The organism is Streptomyces sp. NPDC055189, from assembly GCF_053606765.1.
The window spans coordinates 1-16,955 of sequence record NZ_JBSGSG010000134.1; the positions used below are offsets into that span (position 1 = coordinate 1).

Genomic DNA, 16,955 nt, shown 5'->3' on the forward strand with positions numbered 1-16,955 from the left:
GTTCCGTTCCTCTACGTCTATGTGGCGCAGGTGCGAGATCTGGGGGCCGGTGCGGCGGGCATCGTGCTCGCCGCCTTTGCCATGGCCGCGCTGATCGTCCTGCCCGTCACCGGGCGCATCATCGACCGCCGCGGCCCGCTCCCCGTACTGATGGGAGCCGCGCTGACCGCATCGGTGGGCGCCCTGGCCCTGGGCTTCGCGAACAGTGAGCCGACGGCGATCGTCTCGGCGGCCCTCCTGGGCGCGGGCACCGCGGTGATGCAGCCGGCGCTCGCCACGATGATCGTCTGGTGCTCGACGCCCGCCACGCGCACGCGTGCCTTCGCGATGCAGTTCTTCCTGCAGAACCTGGGTCTCGGCATCGGCGGGCTCTTCGGCGGCCAGATCGTCGACGAGCACGACCCGGCCAGCTTCATCACGCTGTTCTCCATCGAGGCCGTGATGTTCCTGGTGCTTGCCGCGATCGTCGTCACCGTGCGGCTCCCGCACGCGCCGTCCATCCAGGACGCCGTGCCCACGGACGGGACCGCTCCGCAGAACGGTCTGCGTGCGCTGCTCCGGCACAAGGCCATGGTGCAGCTGTGTGTGCTCGGCTTCGTGCTGTTCTTCGCCTGCTACGGCCAGTTCGAGTCGGGTCTGTCCGCGTACGGCGTGGAGGCGGCCGGGATCTCGCCGTCGACGCTCGGCATCGCGCTCGCCGCCAACACGGCCATGATCGTCGTCGCGCAGTTCGCCGTCCTGAAGTTCGTCGAGCGGCGCAAGCGGTCCCGGGTGATCGCCGCCGTCGGTGTCATCTGGGCCGTCGCGTGGCTCGCGGCCGGGTACGCCGGGCTCGGGCACGGCAGCCAGGCCATGGCGACCGCCGCGTTCATCTCCACGTACGCGCTCTTCGGGCTCGGTGAGGCGATGCTGTCGCCGACCGTCGCGCCGCTGGTCGCCGATCTGGCTCCGGCCGGGATGGTCGGTCAGTACAACTCGGCGTTCGCCCTGGTGAAGCAGCTGGCTCTCGCGGTCGGTCCCGCGGTCGGCGGTCCGATGGGGGCCGCGCTGCACGGGCCGTACATCGTGACGTTCCTGCTGTTCTCGCTGGGCATCACGGTGCTCGCGGTGCGTCTGGGGCGGCGGCTCACTCCGCTGCAGAACCAGCCCTACGTGGCGAAGAGCCGGGTGGTCGCTCAGGGCACCCCCGAGCCCGTACCGGCGAACTCCTAGGCACTACGGCACTACGGCGTTACGGCACTACGCGCGCGGGAGTGCGAATTCGCACCAGACCGCCTTGCCGCCGCCCGGCGTGCGCCGTGAGCCCCAGTTCGAGGCGATCGTGGCGACGATGGCGATCCCGCGTCCTGCCTCGTCCGCGGGCTGGGCGCGGCGCCGCCTGGGCAGGTGGTCGTCGCCGTCCGTCACCTCGATGATCAGCCTGCGGTCCGTGCGGCGCAGGCGCAGGCGCATCGGCGGTGTGCCGTGCTGGAGGGAGTTGGCGACCAGTTCGCTGGCCGCGAGGACTCCCAGGTCGTGCAGTTCGGGCGGGAAGCGCCAGCTCGCCAGGACGCCGGTCGCGAAGGCACGCGCGCGTGGCGCCGCTTCCACACCGCCGAGCAGCTCCAGGGCGGCATTGCGGAACAGCTCGGCGTCCAGGCCCTTGCGTGCGGGGTGCTGGATGACGAGCACCGCCACGTCGTCGTCGTGGTCGGCCGTCACCCCCAGGGCGCGGATCAGCCGGTCGCACACCACCTGGGGTGTGCCGGTGGCTCCCGCGAGGGCGCGCTCCAGGGCGGCGACGCCTTCGTCGATGTCCTCGCTGCGCCGCTCGACCAGGCCGTCCGTGTAGAGGACGGCGGTCGAGCCGGGGCCGAGCGGGACCGTCCCCGAGGTATGCAGCCAGCCGCCGGTGCCGAGCGGCGGGCCCGTGGGCTCCTCCGCGCGGTGGATCGTGCCGCCCTCGTCCCGTACGAGGATCGGCAGGTGCCCGGCGGAGGCGTACGTCAGGCTGCCTTCGTTCGGGTCGTGCACGGCGTAGACCATGGTGGCGATCTGCATCGCGTCGATCTCGGTGGCGAGGCCGTCCAGGAGCTGGAGGACCTCGTGCGGGGGCAGGTCCAGGCGGGCGTAGGCGCGCACGGCGGTGCGGAGCTGGCCCATGACGGCCGCCGCGCGGACGCCGCGGCCCATGACGTCGCCGATGACGAGGGCGGTTCGGCCGCCGCCGAGGGTGATCACGTCGTACCAGTCGCCGCCGACCGCTGCCTCCGTGCCGCCCGGTTGGTACGTGGCGGCGATGCGCAGGTCGTCCGGCTGTTCCAACTCCTGCGGGAGCAGTGAGCGTTGCAGGGTGACGGCGGTTTCGCGCTGGCTGCGCTCGCTGGCGCGCAGCCGCTCGGCGGCCTCCGCGTGGTCGGTGACGTCGGCGGCGAAGACGAGGATGCCGTCGTCCGTGAGGTGCGCGTCGCCGCTCACGGGGAGCGTGACGGGGGTGCAGGTGAAGGTGTACGAACGGCCGCTTGCCGCTTTGCGGGACTTGACCGTGCGTGGCTTCGAGCTGCGCAGGACCTGGTCCATGAGGGGCAGCAGGCCGAGCTCGGTCAGCTCGGGCAGCGCGACGCGGGCGGGTTCGCCCACGGGGCGCTCGCCGAACGCGCCGGCGTACGCGTCGTTGACGTAGGCGATGCGGTGCTCGGGGCCGTGCACCAGGGCGACGAGGGCCGGGATGCGGTCGAGCACTTCGCGGGTCGGCAGTTCGTCGACACCGGCGGCGGGGGTGAGCGTCGTGCCCTCCTTGCCGCCTTCGGCGCGGGCCGCAGGGACTGAGCTCTCGGTTCGCTGTGGCGGGGAGATCCCCAGGTCGGTGCGCGCCGCGGCGCGGCGCTGCGTTCCGGGGAGCCGGGCGCTCCAGCGCGTGAAGTTCACTGCGGTAGGCCTCGTGATGTCGCTTCTGGATCGGGCGGGGATTTCCGGCGGTCCTGGCCCGCCCATGGTCACACGAACAGTCTGGCCGACCGGACTGACATCCGTCAGACGCCGGTGTCACGCGGGGAGTTCCTGTCTCCGTTCAGGAGGACTCCTTCGGGCTTCTGCCCCCGGCAGCGAGTTCGAACTCCGCACGCGGGTGCTCGAGCGATCCCAGGGAGACGATCTCTCGTTTGAACAGGCCCGAAAGGATCCATTCGGAGAGCACCCGGGACTTGCGGTTGACGGTGGGCACACGGCTCAGGTGGTAGACGCGGTGCATGAACCAGGCAGGGTAGCCCTTCAACTTCCGTCCGTAGACATGCGCGACACCTTTGTGCAGTCCCAGGGAGGCGACCGAGCCCACGTATTTGTGCGTGTACTCCGTGAGGGGCTGTTCGCGCAGGGACGCCGCGATGTTGTCGCCGAGCGTCCTGGCCTGGCGCACCGCGTGCTGGGCGTTGGGGGCGCACTCCTTGCCGGGTTCGTCGGCCGTGACGTCGGGGACGGCCGCCGCGTCTCCCGCGCCCCACGCGTGCGTGGTGCCCGCGACGGTCAGCTCGGCGGTGCAGTCCAGGCGGCCGCGTTCGTTCAGCGGCAGGTCGGTCGCGGCGAGCACCGGGTGCGGTTTGACGCCCGCGGTCCACACGACCGTACGGGTGGGGAAGCGCGCGCCGTCGCTCAGTACGACGACCCGGTCCTCGCACGATTCGAGGCGCGTCTCCAGGCGTACGTCGATGTTGCGGCGCCGCAGCTCACTGACGGTGTACTTGCCCATCTCGGCGCCGACCTCGGGGAGGATCCGCCCGGTGGCCTCGACGAGGATCCACTTCATGTCCTCGGGCTTGACGTTGTGGTAGTACCGCGAGGCGTAGCGGGCCATGTCCTCGAGCTCGCCGAGCGCCTCGACTCCCGCGTAGCCGCCGCCCACGAAGACGAAGGTCAGGGCCGCGTCGCGGATCGCCGGGTCGCGGGTCGACGAGGCGATGTCCATCTGTTCGATGACGTGGTTGCGCAGGCCGATGGCCTCTTCGACGGTCTTGAAGCCGATGCCGTGCTCGGCCAGGCCGGGGATGGGCAGGGTACGCGCGACGGATCCGGGGGCCATGACGATTTCGTCGTACGTGATGTCGACGGCGCCCGTGCCCTCGTCCGCGGTGGCGAGCGTGGTGAAGGAGGCCGTGCGCTTTGCGTGGTCGACCGACGCGATCTCGCCGATGACGATGCGGCATCTGTGCAGGACGCGGCGGAGCGGGACCACGACATGGCGCGGCGAGATCGAGCCGGCCGCGGCTTCGGGCAGGAATGGCTGGTAGGTCATGTACGGGTCGGGCGTCACCACCACGATCTCCGCTTCGCCCCGCGTCAGCTCCGGCTTCAGCTTCCGCTGGAGGCGCAGCGCGGTGTACATGCCGACGTAGCCGCCGCCCACAACGAGAATGCGCACAGGTTCCTTCACCATCCCATGACGCACCCAGCTCTTGAGTTTGTCCACAGGCTGAGCAATTTGTGTGACCGGCCGAGGCTCGCGCCACGACGCCGGGGCCCTGCCGGGGTTCAAGGGGTAAGCGCAGGTCAGCAGGGGGGATAGGGGGAAAGCGGTGGGGTGCAATCGGGTCGGAATCGGTGCGTACTCCGATCGGGGGGAGCTCCGTGCGGAACCCACCCCTTCTGAATTGACTCTGCCTCAACTATGTTCGTGTGTCGTCGGGGTGTCGGGGGATGCGCTCGTCGGGTCCGGTCAGGGCCCGGGAAGTCGGGCTTGCTCCTCACGCTCCGGTTGTCAATGGCGGGGAGTGTCTCCGGGGGGAGACGTCATTACCGGGGGAACGCGTATGCATATTCAGGAATCTCACTGGACTTCCACCTCAGCGCCGGCATCAGCCGTCGCCACCAGCGGGAACGGACGCGACATGGGGGACGGGCCGCGTTCGACGCCGCTGCGTGTGGACGCACAGCGCAATCTCGAGCATGTTCTTCGCGCGGCGCGCGAGGTCTTCGGCGAGCTGGGTTACGGCGCGCCGATGGAGGACGTGGCCCGGCGCGCGCGCGTCGGCGTGGGCACGGTCTACCGCCGGTTCCCCAGCAAGGACGTGCTGGTGCGGCGCATAGCCGAGGAGGAGACTTCCCGGCTGACCGACCAGGCGCGTTCGGCGCTCGGGCAGGAGGACGAGCCGTGGTCGGCGCTCTCGCGCTTCCTGCGGACGTCCGTCGCCTCGGGCGCGGGGCGGCTGCTTCCGCCGCAGGTGCTTCGGGTGGGCGTCGCGGACGAGGTCGCGGGCGCGGGGGACGACGAGGCGCGCGTGCCGCAGCAGCGGCAGGCGGCTCTGGCCGCTCCCGAGCTGCGGCTCGTCGAGCAGCGCTCGGCTCCGGCCGAGGAGTCGGCGGCGGACGACCCGGGCGCGGTCGCGCTCCTGGACGTCGTCGGGCGCCTCGTGGATCGGGCGCGTGCGGCGGGCGAGCTGCGCGCGGACGTGACCGTGGCGGACGTACTCCTGGTGATAGCCACGGCGGCGCCCTCGCTGCCGGACGCGGCGCAGCAGGCGGCGGCCTCGTCGCGGCTGCTCGACATCCTGCTCGAGGGACTCCGCTCGCGCCCCACGGCCTGACGCGGTTCGTGGACGGCGCGGGGATCGGCACGGAGCCCGCACGGAACCATTGGCGGGGTCGGCTCAACCTCCGGCGCGCACATGGCGGTTGAGCCTTCCCCGATTGGGTGAACGGTAGTGCTCGAAAACGGGAAGTCACCTCGGAAGAGTGGTTGACGGCCATCGCCGTCCGCCGGCGCGCGACCGTGTGGCACGCTTTCGCGGATGGCCGGGTCTGAGTGTGCAAGCGGGGGCTTTCCGCGATGAGTGGTGACGGGCGGGACGAGTCGTCCGCCGACTTGGGCGAGGAGGCCGCAGGACTTCCGCCGCGGCAGGTTCCGAGTCAGGGCGGCCCCGGTACGGGTCCTGGTACCGGCCCCGGTGCCGGCCCCGTCGGCGCGGATCCCAGTGTTCCGCCGCAGCGGGAGGGCATCCGGAGCCAGGCCCCGGCGCCGCTCGTCTCCGGAGACGGCCCGCCGCCCGACAGCGACCTGATCACCCGCATGCGGGCGGGCGACGACACCGCGTACGAAGAGCTGTACCGAAGGCACGCCGAAGCCGTCCGCCGGTACGCCCGCACCTGCTGCCGGGACGCGCACACCGCCGACGACCTCACGGCCGAGGTCTTCGCGCGGATGCTGCAGGCGGTCCGTGGCGGCAGCGGACCCGAGCACGCGGTGCGCGCGTATCTGCTCACCACGGTGCGCCGTGTCGCCGCCGGGTGGACGAAGTCGGCAAAGCGGGAGCAACTGGTCGAGGACTTCGCGGTGTTCGCCGCGCAGGCCGCCCGCACCTCCGAAGTGTCCGACGACGACACGCTCGATCTGGGTGCGGACGTGCTCGCGATGCACGAGGCCGAGCAGTCCATGGCCATGCAGGCGTTCCGGAGCCTCCCGGAGCGCTGGCAGGCCGTGCTCTGGCACACGGAGATCGAGGACGAGTCCCCGAGCGACGTCGCCACGCTCTTCGGGCTCGACGCCAACGGCACCCGGGTCCTCGCCAAGCGGGCCCGCGAGGGGCTCAAGGAGGCGTACCTCCAGGCCCATGTGAGCACCGCCCTCGCCGAGAACGAGGAGTGTGCCCGCTACGCCGACCGTCTCGGCGCCTACGCCCGCGGCAGCCTGCGCACGCGGGCCGAGCGCGGCCTGCGCAAGCACCTGGAGGAATGCGCCAAGTGCCGCCTGGCCGCCGGCCAGATCAAGGAAGTCGCGAGCGGCATCCCGGGGGTCGTGCCGATCGCGGTCATCGGCTGGTTCGGTGCCGCCGGGTACGCGAAGGTGGCGGCCCTCGTCGGCGGTGGCGCCGCGGGTGCGGCGGGCGCCGGTGCGGCGGGTGCGGCAGCGGCGAGCGGCGGCTCGTCCGGCGGTGCCGCCGGCGGTGGCGCTGCCGCCGAGGGGCTCGGTGCGCCCGCGAAGGCCGGTATCGCCGCGGGTGTGGTCGCCGCGGCGGCCGCGGCGGTGGCGCTCGCGCTCACGGCGGGCGGCGGGGAGAAGCCCAAGGACCTGCCGGACGCCGGGAAGCCCCCGGCCGTCGAGCCCGTCGCGCCGAGCAAGCCGCCGCCCCCGGAGTCGAAGCCCAAGCCGAAGCCCGGGCCCGAGCAGCCGGTCGCCGAGAAGAAGCCGAAGCCGCCGTCGAAGCCTGCCCCCGAGCCGAAGCCGACCCCGACGCCCACTCCGAAGCCCGAGCCACCGGCCCCGAAGCCGAAGCCGACCCCCACGCCGTCCGAGCCGAAGCCCAAGCCGCCGCCCCCGCCGCCGCCCGCTCCGGCGGTCTACCAGTGGAGCGAGCTGCGGTACGGCATCGTCGGTGACGGCACCAAGCCCGAGATGCGGCTCGGCGAGAGCAGTTGGGTCTGGCAGCGCGGCGGCCTGTCCATCGCGGACACGCGGTACGGCCACGGGGTGACCGTCCATGGCCAGTCCTCCGTCACCATCGACCTGAACCGCGCGTGCTCGTCGTACGAGGCGGTCGTGGGTGTCGACGACATGACCATGGGCCTCGGCAAGGTGCGGTTCTCGGTCTTCGGGGACGGCGTACGGCTGTGGCGGTCACCGCTGGTCAAGGGCGGGGACCCGGCGGTACCGGTGCAGGTGAACCTGACCGGGCGCAAGACGATCCGCCTGGTCGTCGAGCCGCATTCGCCGTTCGACACGGCCGCGCTCGCGGACTGGGCGCAGTCGCGCTTCCGCTGTACGTAGGCATGTGGACGGCGGTGCGGTTCAGCCCAGTTGCGCGAGCGCGTCGGCGGTGGTGAGTTCGGCGCCCGCGGCGTACTCGGCCTCGTACCGGCTCTTGCCGAGGGCGGTGCGTGCCGCCTGCTCGACCCGCTCGGCGTCGGACCGCTCCGGCATCGGGCGCGGATTGCCGCCCCGCAGCTGGGTTCCGAAAGCGAGCAGACGCGCCGCGCGGGCATGGTCGCCGAGCCCGCTGACCAGGGTGGCCGCGCTGTCCGTCAGGGATGCGATGACCAGCTCCGCGCACTGGTTGCGCAGGGCTTCGCGCAAGGCGTGAACGAGCAGCGGCAGCCCATGCTCCGGACCTGACTCGGCGGCCACGATATTCGCCTCCAGGTTCCGCAGGCCCGCGATGAACTGCGGTGGCGGGGTGCCGCGGTCGGCGGTGGCGCGGGAGGACTCGAAGAGGGTGCGGGCGCCGGCGATGTCGCCCGCGTCCAGCGCCACCATCGACTGCAGCATCCGCATGAACGCCCGCGCGTCCCCCACGCCGTACCGGTCGGCCTCGACTCCTGCCTCGTGCAGCGCCTTGACCGCCAGGTCGCGGTCGCCCTCGCGGAACGCGATCTCGGCGAGCCGGACGATGAGGAAGGGGGTCTCCGCGTACGCACCCACTTCGTACGCGAGCCGCAGCGCTTCGTCGTACTCCGTGCGCGCCTCCTCGTGCAGGCCGCGGGCCATCGCTGCCTCGCCCGCCGCGCTGGACACCTGGGCGCGCATCCAGCGGTCGCCCGCGCGCCTGCTGAGCCCGCGGAGCTCGGCGAGGTCCTCGTCGACCCCGGACAGATTGCCGGGGGCGTCGACGGCCAGGTGCGTACGGAACATCAGGCTGACGCCGACCTCCCAGTCGCCGCCGTACCTGCGGCAGTTGGCGACCACCTCGTCCATGGCGGGCCTCGCGGCATCGGCGTCGTCGAGGAAGGCGGCGACGAACGGCCAGATGAGGCCGGGGAAGCGGGCCGCCGCCGGCACCGGCCGTGCGAAGACGTCCCGCACCCGCGCGATGTACGCGCGGTTCTCGGCACCGGCCAGCTCGTCCGTCGAGCCGGACTCCATCGCAACGAAGAGGCGCAGCATCCGCAGGCTCATCCAGGACCAGTGGAGCGGGTCGTCCGTGCCGTCGGGGACTCCGTCAGGGCCGTCACCGCCCTGCGGGGTCGACGGCATCGGTGGCGCGAGGCGCAGGATGCGGTCGATCCACTCCATGCTCTCCCTGCGGTAGTTCCGCAGCCACCAGAACCAGGCGACGCCCAGGGCCAGGGCGAGGGCGTCTTCTTCCCGGCGGGACTCGATCGTGCGCTGCAGGGCCGCGCGGATGTTGTCCAGCTCGGTCTCCAGGCGCTGGATCCACGGGAGTTGGTCCGCCGAGCGGAGGAGGGGTTCGGCCTTTTCGAGCAGCGCTCGGACATACGCGGTGTGGCGGTGGCCCGCGGCGGTGCGGAGCTCCGGGGTCTCGGCGGCCCGCTCGGAGGCGTACTCGTGGATGGTTTCCAGCATGCGGTAGCGCATGTCGCCCCTGGCCGTGGGCTCGGCGACGAGCAGCGACTTGTCCACGAGGGCGCCGATGAGGTCGGCGGCGGGCCCGGTGCAGACCGCCTCAGCGGCCGGGAGGTCCCAGCCGCCCGCGAAGACGGACGCCTCGCGCAGGACCGTCCGCTCGCCCTCGCCGAGCAGGTCCCAGGACCAGTCGACGACGGCCCGCAGGGTCTGCTGGCGGGGCAGGACCGTGCGGCTGCCGCTGGTGAGGAGGCGGAAGCGGTCGTCGAGGCGGTCGGCGATCTGCCGGGGTGTGAGCAGCCGCAGGCGGGCGGCGGCCAGCTCGATGGCGAGCGGAAGGCCGTCGAGACGGCGGCAGATCTCGGCGACGGCCTCGGCGTGCTCCTCCGGGGCGAAGTCCGGGCGCACGGCTGTGGCGCGCTCGGTGAACAGGCGGTACGCCGGGTCGGGCGGCAGCGGCTCGACGGGGCGGACGAACTCGCCGGGCACGCCAAGGGGTTCACGGCTGGTGGCGACGACGGTGAGGTCCGGGCAGTGCGTGAGGAGGGTCTGGGCGAGTTCGGCGGCGGCACCGATGACGTGTTCGCAGTTGTCAAGGAGCAGGAGCAGGCTGCGCGGGGCGCAGTACTCGACGAGCAGGGCGACCGGGTCGCTCTGCGGGACCGTCAACTCGCTGGTCATCAGCACGGTCTCGCGCAGACCGAGGGCGCTGACGACCGCGCCGGCAACCGCCTCGGGATGGTCGAGCGGCGCGAGCTCGGCCAGCCATGCCTGCGGATGCCCGGCGGCGGCTTCCTCGGCGAGGCGGGTCTTGCCGGAGCCGCCGGGGCCGGTGAGGGTGACCAGGCGGGCTCGTCGTAGATCTGAACGGATGGCGGCGAGTTCGGGTTCCCGGCCGACGAAAGAGGTCAGGCGGGGGCGGAGATTGCCCGAACGCTCCGGGCGCTCCGGCCGTCCCGGCCGCTCTGATCCGTCGACCGTGGCCGCCGTGGCTACCGTGTCCGCCGTGTCCGCCGCCGGGTCCAGCAACTCGGCGTGCAGCATCCGGAGTTCCGGGCCGGGGTCCGCGCCGAGGGCGTCGGCGAGTGTGCGGCGCGCGGTCTCGTACGCGGCCAGGGCATCGGCTCCGCGGCCCGCGTCGCGCAGGGCGCGGATCAGGAGGGCGTGCAGCGTCTCGTCGTACGGCTGGGCGGCGGTGAGTTCCCTCAGCTCCGGTACGACGTCGGAGGCGTGGCCCAGGAGCAGGTCCGCCTCGATGCGCGCGCGGGTGGCCTCGGCGAGCAGCACTTCGGGGCGGGTGGCCGCGCTGCGGTCGGGCAGGTCGGCGAGGGCGGGGCCGCGCCACAGGGTGTGCGCTTCGCGCAGGGTGCGGGCGGCCGATGCCGGGTCGTCGCGGTGCAGGGCCGCTTTCCCCTCGCGTACGAGGCGTTCGAAGCGGTGCAGGTCGACGTCTTCGGGGGTGGCGGTGAGGCGGTAGCCGCCGGATTCCGAGGCGATGGCGTCCTTGCCGAGTGCGCGGCGCAGGCGGCCGATGAGGGCCTGGAGTGCGGCGGGGGCGTCGGCGGGCGGCTCGTCCCGCGCCCACACCTCGTCGATGAGGGTGTCCGCGGGCACGGTGCGGTCGGCCCGGAGCGCGAGGACGGCGAGGAGTGCGCGCAGCCGCCTGCCGCCCACGGGCAGGGGCGCCCCTTGTTCGTCGTACGCCTCGGTGGCGCCCAGAATCTTGTACCGCACGGGGTCATTCTCGCCGGTGGCGCCGGATGGGGCCCGGGGGTTTCCCTTCGCCGGCGCGGGTTCTCTTCCCCAACCCCGCCCCTTCCCGAAAACTCGCCGGCGCGGGGGCCTGCCTTGTACGCGCCGTCATCACCGGCTCCGCCGCGTTCGTCCTCAAACTCCCCCAAGCTCTTAAAGAGCAGGGGACCCCCATGACAGGCTGGTATCTCCGGTCTCACCGGCGGGCAATGGCGCCACCGGACACCCCTGCCTCGCCACCCACTACCGCCCCGCCCCCAACGCCCCCCTCTGCGGAACGACGCTCCCCGTAGGGACGGCCCGCTGCCGGGCAGGGGTGCCGGTCCAGCAGGTGCCCCTGCGGGACAGCAGGCGGCGCAGCCACAGTTCCGTGGAGACCAGGTCCGCCAGGCCGTCCAGGGGCAGCGGTTCGCCCTCCGCGGCCGCGCGCAGCGCCTTGCGGACCACGCGGGCCTCCACCAGGCCCGCCTGTGCGAGCAGGGGCGTGTCGAAAAGGGACAGCAGGTCGTCCAGGGACACCCGCAGGCCCGTGCGCGCCGCGGCGGCCGACGACGCGTGCGAGGGAGCGCCCCAGCCGGGCGGCAGTTCGGCCACTCCGGCGCCCTCCAGGACCGTACGCAGGATCGCCGCGCGGGATCCCGGCTGGACGCGCAGGGCGACGGGGAGCGCGCGGCAGGCCCTGACCACCTGGTTGTCCAGGAACGGCGCGTGCAGGCGCTGGAAGCGGACCTCGGCCGCCTGTTCCAGGACGCGCAGGTCCGCCGCGTGCCGGGCGAGCGCCGCGCGGGCGCGGAACTCGCCGGGGCGCTGGCCGGGTCCGGCGCCGGGGCGCCCGGTCGTGTCCTGGAGACGAACCGATACTTCTGCCAGGGCCTCGCCCGTCAGCCAGCGGGCCGCGGGCCCCGGCCTGGCCCAGGCGAGGGCGGCCATCGACGCCCCCACCGCCCCGCCGGGCTCGTCGAAGCGGCGCTGCAGGAGACGGTCGGCGAGCGAATCGACGCCCGCGCGGTAGGACATCCGGGAGAGCTTGCGCGCGGCGCCGTACACGCGCGCGGGGACCATGACGGAGCCGTCGGCCTTCGCCAACGCGGCGACGGGGCGCACCAGATGACGCCGCCTGCGGTCCATCAGGAGGTCGGCGAGGCGGGCCGGATGCGCGTCGAGGACCTGCCGGGCGCCGTACCCCGTGAAGTGGTCCGCGCTGCCCGAGGAGAGCCGCGCACGGTGGCGCTGGGCGGTGACGAGGGCGGCGCTCGGCTCGTCCGTCAGAGGGCCGTCCAGGTCCGCGTACGGAAGGGCCTCTTCGCCGGCGGCGACCACCACGTGGTGCAGGCGGGGATTGGCCGCGATGGCACCCGCACGCTCCAGCTCGGCCTCGCGGCCGTTGATCGCGAGGTCGTTGAAGGTGACGGCGAGGAGCCGCTCCCCCGCGCCCGTGCCATGGCCCAGGACCGTCCCCGGCATCCCGGGGAGGCCCGCGGCGAGCAGCGCGAGGGTGCCGGACGCGGGCCCTCCGGAGAGGTCTGCGCCGATGCCGGGCACCGGCATCCCGCGCGCGGCCCGCCGCTCGGCCGGGCCCATACCGGGCACGGGTCCGGGGTCGACCTCCGCTCCGGGGACGTGCCGCGGGGCGCCGAGGCGGGTGCGTACCGCCTCCACGAGAGCGTCCCGGACGCCGTCCACCGCGGTGGAGGCGTCGGCGGCGGGCGCGGCGACCGCCAGGGACGCCACGTGTTCGTACCCGGCGATCTCGCGTGCTCCGGCGCGCAGGATCAGCGCATGCCCCGGTGGCACGCGCCGCACGCCCTGGTAGGGCGTCGAGTCGTGCAGCGCCTCCGGCACATCGGGGGCGGCGAGCAGCGCCGCGAGGTGGCCGATGTCCAGATGGGCCTCGATGAGGTCGGCGAGGGGCAGCGCGGCCGTCGCGAAGGCCGTGCCGTCGGCCCAGGGCGTGTAGAAGACCGGGCGCGCGCCCGCGAGGTCTCCGGCGATCATGACGCGGCGTCCGACCTGGACGACCGCGGTGTAGCTGCCGGACCACGCGGTCAGATGCCGCAACGCGCCCCCGCGGGCCGCGAAGAGGCCGACCCGCAGTTCCTCGTCGCTCGCGCCGCAGGTGCCGAGGACCGCGATGCGCGTCTGCTCGTCGGCCTTCACCGTCCGCACCTCGTCGGCGCGCCAGTCGCCGACCGCCCAGAGCGGATCCGGGTCTCCCCAGAGAAGTTGGGAGCCTACGGGGTGGACGGTCTCGCCGTTCTCACCGGTGGCTCCGGCCGAGCCCACCACCGACGGCTTCGCGGCAGTGCTGCTCCACCCCACCAACCACCGCATGTTGCCTCCACAGGCTGTGGACAACCAGCTCATCGAAGAACTGGGGTCCCATGCTGCCACGAAGGAGGCGTGCGGGAGTGGCTACGGAGGTGCTCGCGCTCCCCTTAATCTGCCGCCGGGGAGCGGTACTTGAAGGGCGCAACCACGCCCTCCTCCTTGCGCGGGGGCTCTTTCCCCCGGCCTCCGGGGAGGCGATTTTCGGCCAAATAAGCGGATGGCGCTCGCGTGACGGAACCGCAACCGGCAACACACAGTCCGGGAGGCGTTGCCCGCCCCCCGGACTGGTCCGCCGCCCGCGGGGATGGAGGCGGCGGCGTCCCCCAGCCCGCTGACTCCAGCGCAGCGGGCCGACCCACGCACCGTCAATGGAAGCGCTCCCCTTATGGCCGGAGAAGAGCGCACATGCGGGCGCACGGCCACACACCGGGAGCACACCCCGGCACTCCCGCACTTCCCTACCGGCAACAATCTCGCCATACGGAACTGCGCCTCTTAACGCTTGGGATTCGGCGAACTACGCTGTGTGTGCTGATGTTTTCGCGGAGGCATATACCTGGGGGCTCGGCCAAATGCTCTTGCGGCCGAGGTTCCGGGCCACGGCGGTCGTTGTCGCGGACGTCGCTGTCCCTGGGGGAACGCAGCACGAATGCCGCGCGGTCAAGCCATCGCACGGCAGCCGTCTGTGTCGAGGGGTGGCCATGTCCAGGGAGCAACGCGGGCCGAACGAAAAGCTCGGCACCGTTCTCGCCCTCGCGGGAATCAGCAATGCGGGACTCGCGCGCAGGGTCAACGACCTCGGCGCCCAACGCGGGTTGACGCTTCGGTACGACAAGACGTCGGTGGCCCGGTGGGTGTCGAAGGGCATGGTGCCGCAGGGCGCCGCCCCGCACCTCATCGCCGCGGCCATCGGGCAGAAGCTCGGGCGCCCCGTTCCGCTGCACGAGATCGGGCTCGCCGACGCCGATCCGGCGCCTGAGGTGGGTCTCGCCTTCCCGCGCGACGTGGGCGCCGCGGTCAAGTCGGCCACCGAGCTCTACCGCCTCGATCTGGCGGGCAGGCGCGCGGGCGGCGGCGGCATCTGGCAGTCCCTGGCCGGCTCCTTCGCCGTGAGCGCGTACGCGACTCCCGCCTCGCGCTGGCTGATAACCCCGGCCGACAGCTCGGTCGCCCGTGACGTCACTCCGGACGAGCCGCGCGAGATGGTCCACCCCGGTGACGGCACCGACAGCGCGAGCGGCGGCCAGCCGATCAAGGTCGGCCACAGCGACGTGGTGAAGCTGCGGGAGGCCGCAGAGGACGCCCGGCGCTGGGACTCCAAGTACGGCGGGGGCGACTGGCGTTCGTCGATGGTCCCGGAGTGCCTGCGGGTCGAGGCGGCGCCCCTGCTGCTCGGTTCGTACTCCGACGAGGTGGGCCGCTCGCTCTTCGGGGCCTCGGCCGAGCTGACGCGCCTCGCCGGGTGGATGGCCTTCGACACCGGCCAGCAGGAAGCCGCCCAGCGCTACTACATCCAGGCCCTGCGCCTGGCCCGCGCGGCGGCGGACGTGCCCTTAGGCGGGTATGTCCTCGCGTCCATGTCCCTCCAGGCGACCTACCGCGGCTTCGGCGACGAGGGCGTCGACCTCGCGCAGGCGGCCCTGGAGCGCAACCGCGGTCTGGCCACGGCGCGCACGATGAGCTTCTTCCGCCTCGTCGAGGCACGCGCGCATGCACGCGCCAGTGATGCGCAGGCGGCCGGGGCGGCGCTCCGGGCGGCCGAGGGGTGGCTGGAGCGGGCCCGCGACGGTGACAATGACCCGTCATGGCTGGGTTTCTATGGATACGACCGCTTCGCGGCGGATGCCGCCGAGTGCTATCGCGACCTGAAGGCGCCCCGCCAGGTGCGGCGCTTCACGGAGCAGGCACTGTCGCGGCCGACGGAGGAGTTCGTGCGCTCGCACGGTCTGCGGCTGGTGGTGTCGGCGGTCGCCGAACTGGAGTCGGGGAACCTCGACGCGGCCTGCGAGCAGGGCACGCGCGCGCTGGAGGTCGCGGGGCGCATCTCGTCCGCGCGGACGACGGAGTACGTGAAGGACCTGCTGCACCGCCTGGAGCCGTACGGCGACGAGCCACGGGTGGTGGAGCTGCGGGAGCGGGCGCGGCCGCTGCTCATGGCGCCCGCGTAATTCGTTCCCCGTGCACCGCCCGGACGGCAACAGCTTTTACGCACCCTGTAACCCTGCGGCCCTCGCCGGGTTTGAAGGCGTTGTCAGTGGCGCAGTGCACTATCGGTGTGGGAGGTGATGCGGGATGGTCCGAGCAGTGACGTACGACTGCGATGTGCTGGTGATCGGCGGCGGGATCGTCGGTCTGTCGACGGCGTATGCCATCACGCGCGCCGCGCCGGGGACGCGGGTCACCGTCCTGGAGAAGGAGCCGGGCCCCGCCCGGCACCAGACGGGACGCAACAGCGGGGTGATCCACAGCGGGATCTACTACCGCCCCGGCTCCCTCAAGGCGCGGTACGCGGTGCGCGGCGCCGCCGAGATGGTCAAGTTCTGCGCGGAGTACGGCATCGCGCACGAGGTCACGGGCAAGCTGATCGTCGCCACGGAGCGCTCCGAGCTCGCCCGACTGCACGCGCTCGTCCAGCGCGGCCGGGAGAACGGCATTCCGGTGCGGGAGCTGGGCCCCGCCCAGATCGCGGAGTACGAACCCGAGGTGCGGGGGCTCGCCGCGATCCAGGTCGGGACGACCGGGATATGTGACTACGGCCAGGTGGCCGAGCGGCTGGCGGACGCCTCGGGGGCGGATGTCCGTTACGGGGCGGAGGTCGTCCGCATCGACCGGCGCGCGTCGCTCGGCGTTGCCGTGCGCACGGCCGACGGCTCGGTGGTGCGGGGGAAGGTCCTGGTCAACTGCGCCGGGCTGCACTGCGACCGGGTCGCGATGCTCGCCGGTGACGACCCCGGCATGCGGATCGTGCCCTTCCGGGGGGAGTACTTCGACCTGAAGCGGCCCGAGCTGGTGCGGGGGCTGGTGTATCCGGTGCCGGACCCGGCCTTCCCCTTCCTGGGGGTGCATCTGACGCGGGGCATAGGGGGCGGCGTCCATGTGGGCCCCAACGCGGTGCCGGCGCTGGCCCGCGAGGGGTACGGATGGGGTGTGGTGCGGCCTCTGGAGCTGGCGGGCACGGTGAGCTGGCCGGGTTCCTGGCGGATGGCCGGGCGCCACTGGAGGTACGGGGCCGGGGAGGTCCGGCGGTCCTTCTCCAAGGCGGCCTTCACCACGGCGGTGCGGAGGCTGCTGCCCGCGGTGACCTCGGATGATCTTGTGCCGGTGGCTGCGGGGGTGCGGGCGCAGGCCGTCCTGCGGGACGGGACGCTTGTCGACGACTTCTTGATCCGGGAGGGGGCGAGGGCGGTGCACGTCCTGAACGCGCCTTCGCCTGCGGCGACGGCCTCGCTGCCTATCGGCAGGGCGGTGGCCCGGCGGGTGCTTGCGGCGATGTAGGGGCGGTCCCTGCGGGGCTTTCCCCAATCCCGCCCCTTCCCGAAACCATGGGGCTCCGCCCCCTGGACCCCCGACAAGATGTCCTCAAACGCCGGACGGGCTGAATATCTTCAGC

The 16,955-nt window shown here is 72.9% G+C and carries 9 protein-coding genes; 5 read left to right on the forward strand and 4 right to left on the reverse strand.

Annotated elements, in window-relative coordinates; all coding sequences use genetic code 11:
- A partial coding sequence (locus tag ACWFR3_RS44505; protein ID WP_453740422.1) for an MFS transporter occupies window positions 1-1,212 on the forward strand: 1,212 nt, incomplete at its 5' end.
- A 27-nt stretch (window positions 1,213-1,239) separates the two neighbouring features.
- Here ACWFR3_RS44505 and ACWFR3_RS44510 read toward each other — a convergent pair.
- Window positions 1,240-2,907, reverse strand: a complete 1,668-nt coding sequence (locus ACWFR3_RS44510) for an ATP-binding SpoIIE family protein phosphatase (protein WP_453740423.1) — start codon at window positions 2,905-2,907, stop codon at window positions 1,240-1,242.
- Between the two features lie 142 nt (window positions 2,908-3,049).
- Entirely contained in the window at window positions 3,050-4,408 is a 1,359-nt protein-coding gene (locus tag ACWFR3_RS44515) for an NAD(P)/FAD-dependent oxidoreductase (RefSeq protein ID WP_453740424.1), read from the reverse strand.
- Between the two features lie 373 nt (window positions 4,409-4,781).
- On the opposite strand from ACWFR3_RS44515, the gene ACWFR3_RS44520 reads away from it, so the two are divergent.
- Complete coding sequence (locus ACWFR3_RS44520) at window positions 4,782-5,555, forward strand: TetR/AcrR family transcriptional regulator (protein WP_453740425.1); 774 nt, start codon at window positions 4,782-4,784, stop codon at window positions 5,553-5,555.
- A 242-nt stretch (window positions 5,556-5,797) separates the two neighbouring features.
- Window positions 5,798-7,732: a sigma-70 family RNA polymerase sigma factor gene (locus ACWFR3_RS44525; RefSeq protein WP_453740426.1), complete on the forward strand. Its 1,935-nt coding sequence runs from the start codon at window positions 5,798-5,800 to the stop codon at window positions 7,730-7,732.
- 21 nt (window positions 7,733-7,753) lie between these two features.
- Here ACWFR3_RS44525 and ACWFR3_RS44530 read toward each other — a convergent pair whose 3' ends face one another.
- Together ACWFR3_RS44530 and ACWFR3_RS44535 are read right to left on the reverse strand one after the other, a co-directional pair.
- Window positions 7,754-10,999 (reverse strand): AfsR/SARP family transcriptional regulator, encoded by a 3,246-nt coding sequence (locus ACWFR3_RS44530; protein ID WP_453740427.1) that lies wholly within the window; start codon window positions 10,997-10,999, stop codon window positions 7,754-7,756.
- Window positions 11,000-11,260: 261 nt separating this feature from the next.
- Window positions 11,261-13,348 carry an asparagine synthase-related protein gene (locus ACWFR3_RS44535; RefSeq protein WP_453740428.1) on the reverse strand — a complete coding sequence of 696 codons (2,088 nt, stop codon included), beginning with the start codon at window positions 13,346-13,348 and terminating at the stop codon, window positions 11,261-11,263.
- Window positions 13,349-14,046: 698 nt separating this feature from the next.
- On the opposite strand from ACWFR3_RS44535, the gene ACWFR3_RS44540 reads away from it, so the two are divergent.
- Both ACWFR3_RS44540 and lhgO read left to right on the forward strand, forming a co-directional pair.
- Window positions 14,047-15,513, forward strand: a complete 1,467-nt coding sequence (locus ACWFR3_RS44540; RefSeq protein WP_453740429.1) for an MFS transporter — start codon at window positions 14,047-14,049, stop codon at window positions 15,511-15,513.
- A 124-nt stretch (window positions 15,514-15,637) separates the two neighbouring features.
- On the forward strand, window positions 15,638-16,840 hold the full coding sequence (gene lhgO / locus ACWFR3_RS44545; protein WP_453740430.1) for an L-2-hydroxyglutarate oxidase: 1,203 nt from the start codon (window positions 15,638-15,640) through the stop codon (window positions 16,838-16,840).
- The last annotated feature ends 115 nt before the right edge of the window (window positions 16,841-16,955 follow it).

Excerpts from the sequence above, each read along its gene's own strand:
- ACWFR3_RS44515 (WP_453740424.1), bottom strand. The coding sequence starts at position 4,408 with ATGGTGAAGGAACCTGTGCGCATTCTCGTTGTGGGCGGCGGCTACGTC.
- ACWFR3_RS44520 (WP_453740425.1), top strand. The coding sequence starts at position 4,782 with ATGCATATTCAGGAATCTCACTGGACTTCCACCTCAGCGCCGGCATCA.
- ACWFR3_RS44525 (WP_453740426.1), top strand. The coding sequence starts at position 5,798 with ATGAGTGGTGACGGGCGGGACGAGTCGTCCGCCGACTTGGGCGAGGAG.
- ACWFR3_RS44535 (WP_453740428.1), bottom strand. The coding sequence starts at position 13,348 with ATGCGGTGGTTGGTGGGGTGGAGCAGCACTGCCGCGAAGCCGTCGGTG.
- ACWFR3_RS44540 (WP_453740429.1), top strand. The coding sequence starts at position 14,047 with ATGTCCAGGGAGCAACGCGGGCCGAACGAAAAGCTCGGCACCGTTCTC.
- lhgO (WP_453740430.1), top strand. The coding sequence starts at position 15,638 with ATGGTCCGAGCAGTGACGTACGACTGCGATGTGCTGGTGATCGGCGGC.